The sequence below is a fragment of the Phormidium sp. CCY1219 genome (genome assembly GCF_035615515.1).
Classification (GTDB): domain Bacteria; phylum Cyanobacteriota; class Cyanobacteriia; order Cyanobacteriales; family Laspinemataceae; genus CCY1219.
Genome location: NZ_JAJENT010000360.1, coordinates 20,658 through 30,457, shown reverse-complemented (window position 1 = coordinate 30,457; position 9,800 = coordinate 20,658). Strand labels below are relative to the sequence as shown.

General features: G+C 49.8%; 6 protein-coding genes. 2 read left to right on the top strand and 4 right to left on the bottom strand.

All coding sequences use genetic code 11. The annotated features are described in order from the left end of the window. Positions 1-120: 120 nt before the first annotated feature. Positions 121-1,827, bottom strand: coding sequence for a tetratricopeptide repeat protein (locus LKK83_RS06965; RefSeq protein ID WP_324630264.1), 1,707 nt, complete (start codon positions 1,825-1,827; stop codon positions 121-123). A 679-nt stretch (positions 1,828-2,506) separates the two neighbouring features. After that, positions 2,507-4,180, bottom strand: coding sequence for a tetratricopeptide repeat protein (locus LKK83_RS06960; RefSeq protein ID WP_324630263.1), 1,674 nt, complete (start codon positions 4,178-4,180; stop codon positions 2,507-2,509). A gap of 76 nt (positions 4,181-4,256) precedes the next feature. On the opposite strand from LKK83_RS06960, the gene LKK83_RS06955 reads away from it, so the two are divergent. After that, positions 4,257-4,439 (top strand): hypothetical protein, encoded by a 183-nt coding sequence (locus tag LKK83_RS06955; RefSeq protein ID WP_324630262.1) that lies wholly within the window; start codon positions 4,257-4,259, stop codon positions 4,437-4,439. 130 nt (positions 4,440-4,569) lie between these two features. Here LKK83_RS06955 and LKK83_RS06950 read toward each other — a convergent pair whose 3' ends face one another. Then, a complete protein-coding gene (locus LKK83_RS06950; RefSeq protein ID WP_324630261.1) occupies positions 4,570-4,812 on the bottom strand; it encodes a hypothetical protein in 243 nt (80 codons plus the stop codon). 135 nt (positions 4,813-4,947) lie between these two features. On the opposite strand from LKK83_RS06950, the gene LKK83_RS06945 reads away from it, so the two are divergent. After that, the gene (locus tag LKK83_RS06945) at positions 4,948-5,778 is read left to right on the top strand and encodes a DUF5131 family protein (RefSeq protein ID WP_324630259.1); all 831 of its coding nucleotides are present in this window, start codon (positions 4,948-4,950) and stop codon (positions 5,776-5,778) included. A gap of 46 nt (positions 5,779-5,824) precedes the next feature. On the opposite strand, the gene LKK83_RS06940 is transcribed toward LKK83_RS06945, so the two are convergent. After that, positions 5,825-9,526, bottom strand: a complete 3,702-nt coding sequence (locus tag LKK83_RS06940; protein WP_324630258.1) for a hydantoinase B/oxoprolinase family protein — start codon at positions 9,524-9,526, stop codon at positions 5,825-5,827. Positions 9,527-9,800: the final 274 nt, after the last annotated feature.

Here is a 9,800-nt window from a genome sequence, read left to right as displayed (position 1 = left end):
TTTAGGCTGGTCAGGTGGTTAGAAGTACAAGCCCCTGGCTTTAGACATGGGGTTGGTTTCTACGGAGTCCCTGACGTGAAGGAATGAGGCATTTAGTGAGCCATGCAAACCGGGAATTGCTTACAATTCTGGCTGCTCCAAACTCACATTCAGGATGCCGGTGGGCGTGAATGTGGCCCAGAATTGCGCCAGAGGCTCTTCAGTCTCCGTGGGTTCCACCAAGGTGGAGAGGGGAATTTCCGAGGCGTAATCCTTCGCCAATTGATTCATCGCCTCAAAAGAGACGATCGCACCGTCTGAGTTCACGTTGACCCGGTATCCTACGGTTTGCGAGAAGGTGGGATAGGTTTGCCAGGTGCGATCGAGGCGATCGAACAGCTTCGCCCGGAGTGCTTGTAGCTGCGCCGGATCGGTAATTGCAGGTGGCGCACTCGGTTCAGCCGCTGATTCGGACTGACTTTCGGCAAACTTTGCCACCAGCATTTGTTTGGCTTGTTCCACTGTAGTTTTCGACGTCGGTCCGTTGAGATCCACCACCACGGAACTGGTATCCACCACGTTGGCGATTTCTTCTTTCCCCACCTCGATAAACCAATCGTACTCCTCGATGGTTTCCGGATTAGCGAAATCGATGCAGTTTATCCAGTTTTCTAGTGCCAGTTGGTTCTTGCCCTGAATTTCGTACAGTTGCCCCAAGAAACAGTAGGACATTCCGCCGCCCACTTCGTCTTCATCAAGAGTTTTATTCAGCGCGATCGCTTGTTTGAGTTCCGGTTCAGCTTGGGCGTATTTTTCTTGTTGCAATAGCGCCCAGCCGAGGTTTCGCCGGAGTTGGTATGCCAAATTGGGATATCGATCGGCTGAGATTCGCTGCAATCCCAGTCGCAGTAAGGTTTCAGCATAGCGGGTATTGGAATTATCCGGACCTGTAGTTCCTTTACTCAAATAGACCCGACCGGCATTGTTGAACCCGTGGCCATAGCCATATTCCATTGCCGCTTTATAGTGTTCTAACGCCTTGTCTTCTTCATCCAGGGATTCGTAGATTTCGCCCAGGGCGATTTTAATTTCCGGCTTCTCTGGGTCGAGGTTTTCCGCCTGTAAATACTTTTTTTTGGCTGCGGTCAAATCCCCGGCTTCATAAAGCTTTTGCCCTTGGCGATAGTAAAACTGACCGATGTCCGGTACGGAATCATAAACTCCGTAGGAAGCTAATAAAAGCAATGCTGAAAAACCAAAGGTGGCTTCGCTATGGAAGCGCTCGGGAATATTGATTTTCGAGAGACCGGCTTTGACCTTTTGTTGTCCGTCTGAGGTCAATGCGCCGCGACTCACCACCGCCAATCCCGCCGCTTGGGCAATGGCTCCAAATGCCTCTCCCACGCCCAATCCGTCTTGGGAAAATGCCTGGAATGTAGTGACCATAAAGCTACCCGACAACACTAATGCGCCGGCACTCAAGGCATCCCACACCCAATCAAAGCGGTCCCATTTATCAGTTTCCTTCGATGGTTCGATCGCCCACCACCATGCGGAAGGCGGTGGGTCGAAGCTGGTTCGCCACTCCTGCATTTTCCCCGATGCAGCGATCGCACCACTGTTGTCTAGAAAAATCCGATCCAACTCGGTAATTTTGTCGAGGATTTCTTCCGAGGTTTTCGTTTTTTCCGATAGGGCTTCGGCTACGCGATCGCGCGCCAAAAGTAGTTTAAGAACTTGTTGGGTTGAAATATTCGGAATGGCTTCTTGAATCTCATGCAGCGCTTCCGCATACCGACCGACTGCTCCTTGCAATTCCGACCGCACTTGGCTCTGTGAAATCGTCATTCGTTTACACCCCTTTGGCTTTTTACTTTCTGTTATTCTGCCTCTGGCTCTCGTTTTTGCCACAGGTTATTTTTCTATTTTTTTCTTGGTTCTAGCCTTTTGTCCGATTTTGTGTGGAACTCTTGGGTTGCGGTTGCTTCCCGCTATCGTCGATAGGGCGATCGCCACTCAAAATGAACTAATATAATAGTAATCCACTTGATATTTCCCTGTCAATACCTCAACGGATAATTTTTGTAAAGATTCGATTCACAGAGTTGAGGGGGTCTAAAAAAATGGGGATAGCCAATCGATGCAATCTGTTAAGGGGCGATGGTTGAAAAGCAAGGGATTCTCTCAAATGCTGAGAATACGCTGTCCGTTTAATCACAAACAATTGGCTAATTCTGTATTGTTTTCTTCACCTCCTTGGGAAAGCAAAAGTTAACACAGGGTGGGGAGCGATCTGAGAACCCCTCGACTCTGAGGGCAACAACCAACCGTGAGATAGGGACAAATAAGGGAAAGCTTTTCGTTAGATTCCCAGGGGTACATACTAGCGATCGCGCTGATGAGAGAACCGGAGGTAAACCACAACGAGTATTCCGGCATAAAATCAGGCACTCATCGAATCGAGAAACCCTCGGTTCCAGAGTACCTTTGCGGAAGATATTCTCCCATCAGCGCGATCGACGATCGATTAACGCACCTCTAATTGTCCCTCTGGGGTAAACACCACCTCGAATTGGGCAGTTGCGCCCTGGTTTTCCTCAGCTGTGGGCAAAGTGGGAAGCGGCGTTTCCTGGACGAAATCTTCAGCAAGGCGATCGCTCGCTTCATAAGAAACAATCGTGCCTTCTTCATTCACCGTCACTTGATAAACTAAATTGTCCTCAAACGTGGGTAAGGTGCGCCAAGCATCATCAATTTGAGCGAAAAGCAGCAGTTTCAAATCCTCCAATTTGCCCGGTTCGGTAATCGTTTCCGGCGGATAAAAATCCTCCTCGCTAGCGAATTCTTGATTGCCTTGCAGCACCACACTGGGGTTAGGCGTCAGTGCCGGACTTTCATTAATTCTGCGCTGCAATGTATCTTTTCCGATCGCAGCTAAAGCCGCAAAATCTCCCAAGGTTTGCGGTTGGGCACTTTGACACCATCGTTCGTGGTTGATAGTCGGTTCCGTGGGGTTTTCCGGTGCGGGTAAACTGTCAAGATAGCAGTGAGCGATACCCCAACCCGGCGTGGTATCCGGGATATTTTGTTCCAGGGCGATCGCCGAAAGAAAATTGTCTCTCGCGTTGCCAAGCAAATTTTGAATCTGCTCTTTGGAGGTGGCATTATCCACTTGTCGCAACTGGGCAATTCCCAGATTGGTATAGAGTTGCGCTTGCAAACTTTCCGGCAAATTCTCTTTTTGCAACGCGCGGCGAAAATACCCGGCTGCTTTTTTCGGACTTTCGCGATTTTCTGCACGTTCTAGGGTCACTCTACCCAACCCATAATAGGAAAACGGGTCGTTTTTCAGCAAGCCAATTTCATACTGAGATTCAGCCGCATCCAGTTGTCCGAGGGTTTCGTAAATTTGTCCGAGCGCCACGTGAGTTTTTGGCTGTTCCGGAGCCAAATGCATCGCCTCTTCATATTTTTCTTTCGCCTTTAATAATTCACCGCGATTGTAATCGAGGGTAGCTTGTTGGTAATACCACTCCCCCGCCTCGGGCAGATAAATGTAAATGCCGTAAGAAAGCCCCAACAGAGCCGCAGAGGCAACCAAGGTGGTTTCTGCATGTAAATGAGGGCTAATCTTCACGCTAGAAAGGGTATTTTTGACCGCGTTTTGTCCTTTCTGCGTCAGGGTTCCCCCCGCCACCAGCGCTAACGCCGTCCCCTGAGAAAGGGTAGTCAGGGTTTGCCATAAATCGAATCCGTTGCGCGAAAAAATCTTGCCCGTTTCCACAGTGAAGGCGGTGGCCCCTACCAGACAAGCCACCGTCAGGGTATTCCAGAACCAGTTAAACCTGGCCCACTTTGGTTGCGACTGATGAGATGAAGGTGGAGCGTCGAGAAACCACCACCACGCCGCTTTTGGCGCTTCTAAACTTTGCCGACAGTTGGCGAGTCTGTTGTGGGCGGCGATGGTTTTTCCCTGTTTTTTTAAGCGGTTATCTAATTCGATCAGTTTCGCCAAACTTTCGCCCGATGCATGGGTATCGTCACCGCGAGCAGTTTTGACGGCATCGCGCGCTTTCAGAACCTCTAGAACTTGCTCTAAGGATGGATTTGGCGCAGCATCCTCTAGGGCGCTGAGTGCCAGGGCGTATCGCTGAATCGCCCAGTCTAACCAGTTAGTAGATACTTTATCAGAATTATTCATTGCCTCATAACCCGATTGGGGAGTAATAAACCGTAATTAGCCTTGTGCGCTTCATTATACCGACCCCGCGAAAGCTATGGCAAACCCCCACTCAGACTATTTTTCTCCTCGGGCGGGGCGTTTTTTCCCGATTACAACAGGGTCGCCGGGGAATAAAATCCCCCGGGGTCTGGGAGTGGCGGGTTTGCTCCGCGATCGCGCCGTTCCTTGCTTGGCAATCTCCATGCGCCTCCCGGATTTATTTTATTCTCTGAGTTAAAAATATTCTATCGGTAAAATTAGGGAATTAAACTCTTTTTTTCTTTGATAAAATTAATCAGTAAACTGAACTCCCACGCCAGAAAATTAGCCTCCCGATTCTGATTACCAAAAATCCCAAAAATTGTAAGTTAGAGCCACCTCGGAGTCTGGATGTATCGATCGCCCTTCGATGGAGCGGTGCAATCCGTGGCGATCGCTCCCGCCAATTCATCCGGGGTGGGGAGTCGCAAGGGCTTTCGCCTCACGGCAAAAACAATATTATACCACAACATGTGCCAAAAATCCACCCCCAGGGGAAAATCGCTGCGATCGCCCTCGGCAAGCAAGAAATGCGCTCCGCTACCGTATCTAATTTGCTGTAAATTTTTCACGCGATCGGAGAAACTTCAAATCGTAAAAAAATTTAAAAAAGTTGATTTTTAATTCAAAATCCGATAGAATAGAAGAGTAGCGATCGCGCTAATTCTAAAACAATCAAACGGCTGTTGTCCTGTTCAAAAAAAATTATGGCAAGCACTAAAACCGGCATCGAATGGACAGATAGAACCTGGAACCCAACTACGGGCTGCCAAAAAATTAGTCCGGGCTGTACCCATTGCTATGCAGAAGCTCTCACCAAACGGTTTCATACGAATTTTCCCAATGGATTTGACTTAACCCTGCATCCAGAACGCTTAACCGACCCCAAGCGCTGGCGCAAACCCAGTCGAATTTTTGTCAACTCCATGAGTGATTTGTTTCACGAAGAAATTCCCCTTTCATTCCTGCAAAATGTATTTGATGTAATGCGCGAAACTCCCTGGCATATCTATCAAATATTGACCAAAAGACACGAGCGATTGGTGGAACTATCGCCTAAATTAGACTGGCCAAAAAATGTATGGATGGGCGTATCGGTAGAGAATCAAAACTACGTTCACCGCATCGATTATTTGCGCCAAGTTCCCGCCACGGTGCGCTTCCTTTCCTGCGAACCGCTGTTAGGACCATTGTCCCTGAATTTAACCGACATTCACTGGGTAATCGTCGGTGGTGAATCCGGACCGAAATACCGCCCGATGAAATTAGAATGGGCGCAGAATATTCGCGATCGCTGTCAAGCGGAGGGGGTGGCATTTTTCTTCAAGCAAGTGGGTGGAAGAACCCCAAAAGCCGGCGGGAGATTGCTAGACGGAGAAATCTGGGATGAAATGCCCCAAGCGTGGGAAACTCACCGTCAGGAATGGGGCAATTTCCGGGTAAATTCTTCCCATCAACGAAAGCAATCTACTATTGCTCCTTCGGTGGAAAAGGGAGTAGGGTGGGCATTGCCGAGTTGCTTCCACATGAGGATCTAACTGTCAGGAGCAATGCCCCCCTTACTTGAGTGAATTAACGATTCAATTACGCCTGGGTTGGCGAACCGTAACCGCCGCCGCCCGGTGTTTCGATCGCAAATACATCCCCCGGATTCATCTGCACCGTATCGGTGCTGCTTAATTGCTCTATGGTACCATCGCTGCGTTCTACATAATTGTTACCCAAGGCACCATTTTCACCGCCATTCAACCCAAAGGGAGAAATCCGCCGATGATTGGATAAAATTCCGGCTGTCATGGGTTCGAGGAAGCGAAGGCGACGGATAACCCCATTACCGCCATGATGCTTCCCCTTTCCGCCGCTATTTTGACGGATAGAAAAGTCTTCTAATAACACCGGGAAGCGCCATTCTAGCACCTCTGGATCGGTGAGGCGGGAATTGGTCATGTGAGTATGTACCGCATCGGTACCATCGAAGTTTGGGCCTGCGCCAGAACCGCCGCAAATGGTTTCGTAATATTGATAGCGATCGCTACCAAAGGTAAAGTTATTCATCGTACCCTGGGAGGCGGCGATCGCCCCTAACGCACCATATAAAGAATCCACCACCGCTTGGGAAGTTTCCACATTGCCCGCAACCACCGCCGCCGGATAGCGCGGGTTGAGCATACATCCTTCCGGAACGATAATATCCAATGGTTTCAAACAGCCGGCATTCAACGGAATTTTATCGTCCACTAAAGTGCGAAACACGTACAATACCGCCGCTTTACACACTGCTTCCGGGGCGTTAAAATTACTCGATTGTTGGGGAGAAGTGCCGCTAAAATCGATTTGAGCGCGGCGATTATGGTTATCGATGCGAATGCTGACGACAATTTCTCCGCCGCCATCCATTTGATAGCGAAATTCGCCATCTTTCAACACTTCAATCACGCGCCGCACGGATTCTTCTGCATTATCCTGCACGAATACCATATAAGCTTGTACGGTTTCCAAGCCAAAATTTTCCACCATTTTTCGCAGTTCCTGCACCCCCCGTTCGTTGGCGGCAATTTGCGCTTGTAAATCGGCGATATTTTGGGCGGAATTTCGCACCGGATATTTTCCGGATTTCAGCAAGTCTAATAATTCGACTTCGCGGAATTTTCCGGCGCGAACCAGTTGGAAATTATCCAACAAAACCCCTTCTTCTTCCACGCTGGTACTGTTGGGAGGCATGGAACCGGGGGTAATTCCGCCGATATCGGCATGATGTCCGCGAGAGGCGACATAAAACAGAATACTGCCTTTTTCTTCAAACACCGGGGTAATCACCGTTACATCGGGCAAATGAGTGCCGCCATTGTAGGGATTATTGGAGACAAAAACATCCCCGGGTTGAAAGCGATCGCCTTTGTCTGCAATTAAGGCTTGCACGCTTTCGCTCATCGAGCCTAAATGCACGGGAATATGGGGGGCATTGGCCACAAGTTGCCCTTGGCGATCGAAGATAGCGCAGGAGAAATCGAGCCGTTCTTTAATATTAACAGAAGAGGCGGTATTTTGCAAGGTAATGCCCATTTGTTCGGCGATCGCCATGAATAAATTATTGAAAATTTCCAGCATCACCGGGTCTGGTTTCGATGTGGAATTACGCTCTCCAATCCCTGCTGCTTGCAGTTCTGTAACTGCATCATTTTCCCCGGATTCAACAAGTTTTGAGAGAATCAAATGATTGCGATCGCTCAATGTTGCTTCCCATCCGATCGCGATTGCATTGGTGCCGGTTTGTTCCATAATAATAGCCGGACCGCAGATGCGATCGCCCGGTTGCAAATCCTGGCGCTGATACACGGGAGTATCGTGCCATGCGTCGCGATCGTACATTGCCACCGTCGCCACTGGAGAAGGCAGTGAGGGCGACTGGCGAGACACTTTCGGCTCTTCTGGCGTCTCCATTTTCTGCACCACTTCCACAGAAACCGACTCGACAATTAAGGGTTTATCCTCTTTAATAAACCCATAGCGCTGGCGATGTGCGGCCTCAAATTCCGCTTTCATTGCTGAGGCATTTTCGGCAAATTCCACCCCTAAAGTCGAATCGGTGCCCTGATATTTTAAATGCACTTTTGCTAAAGTAAGAATCTCTTCCTTGCCATTGCTAGTAAGTTGCAGTTCTTCTGTTCCTTCTGTAGCTAATTGCGCCACCACTTGCTGCACCTGCGGCATGACTTCCGGGGATAACGGTGCTTCGACGCTGCGTTGGCGAATGGCGCGAATATCGGCCAATCCCATGCCATAGGCGGACAATACCCCGGCAAAGGGATGAATAAACACCTGTTTCATGCCCAAGGTATCGGCAATTTGGCAGGCGTGCTGACCCCCTGCACCGCCAAAGCAGCAGAGGGTATATTTGGATACGTCATAGCCCCGCTGGAGGGAGATTTTTTTAATCGCATTGGCCATGTTTTCGACCGCGATCGCCAGAAATCCTGCCGCCACCTGTTCCGGGGTGCGATCGTCCCCGGTATCCCGTTTTATCTGTTGCGCTAAGTCGGCAAATTTCTGCCGCACGATCGCATCATCTAAGGGTAAATTCCCATCCGGTCCAAACACTTTCGGGAAAAATTTGGATTGAATTTTCCCTAACATCACATTACAATCGGTAACCGTGAGCGGCCCTTGTTTGCGGTAACATGCCGGACCGGGATTCGCCCCTGCAGACTCGGGTCCGACGCGATAGCGCGACCCGTCGAAGACCAAGATGGAACCGCCGCCCGCCGCCACAGTGTGAATGGACATCATCGGGGTTCGCAGGCGCACACCGGCAATTTCGGTTTCAAATTCCCGTTCGTATTCGCCGTTATAATGGGCCACATCGGTGGAAGTGCCGCCCATGTCAAACCCGATAATTTTCTCAAACCCGGCCATTTTGCTAGTTTGCACTGCCCCGACAATGCCGCCCGCCGGCCCGGATAATATACTATCTTTCCCTTGGAATTGTTGGGCATCTGTTAAACCGCCGTTGGACTGCATGAACATCAGGCGGTTTTTGATGTCGGTTTTGCTGGGTTGGGGGGTTTCCCCGCCGCGATCGCTCAACTCACCGGCGACGCGATCGATATAGCGCCGCAAAATTGGAGAGAGATAGGCATCGATCGCGGTAGTATCGCCGCGACTGACCAGTTTCATCAGCGGACTAACTTCGTGAGATACCGACACTTGAGTAAACCCGATATCGCGGGCAATTTGGGCAATTTGTTGCTCGTGTTGCGGATAGCGATACCCATGCAGCAGGGCGATCGCGCAACTGCGAATTCCCGCATTATATGCCCCTTGCAACTCGGCAATTAACGGTTGTTCCTTGACCGGTTGCAATTCTTGTCCTCGGGCGCTGTAGCGTTCTTCGACTTCGATCGCCCTTTCGTAGAGCATTTCGGGTAGAACAATCTGCCGCGCAAAGATATCGGGACGGTTTTGATAGCCAATTTTCAAGGCATCTTTAAACCCTTTGGTAATCACTAAAACCGTGCGATCGCCTTTGCGTTCTAACAGGGCATTTGTCGCCACCGTGGTGCCCATTTTCACCACCGAAATCATTTCCGGGGGCACCGGTTCTGCTGCTGAAATGCCGAGAATCTCCCGAATTCCTTGCACCGGCGCATCGTTGTACCGTTCCGGGTTCTCCGAAAGGAGCTTGTGAATCACCAACTGTCCGTCCGGACGTTTGGCGACGATATCCGTAAACGTTCCCCCCCGGTCGATCCAGAATTCCCATCGGTTCTCAGCAGTAGAATTACTCATGGTATTCTCCAGTTACGTGTTTTTTCTTAGTTTAACACAAAATGCGATGTAACGCAATCCCCCTTCTCCATGCCAACCCCACCACTTTATGCAATGACTTTATACACGCATTAGTTCCCCATCCTTCCCGAGTTAAAGTGTCGCGGTATCTACCCCTGGCAAATCAACCAATTCTATCGCAATTTCTTTTGAGGGGTGACAGCTTGTCCCCGCTACCAACCCGCCCAGAAGGATTAAGTATCGTTTATCTCTAACCTCGACAAAACTTTATTTT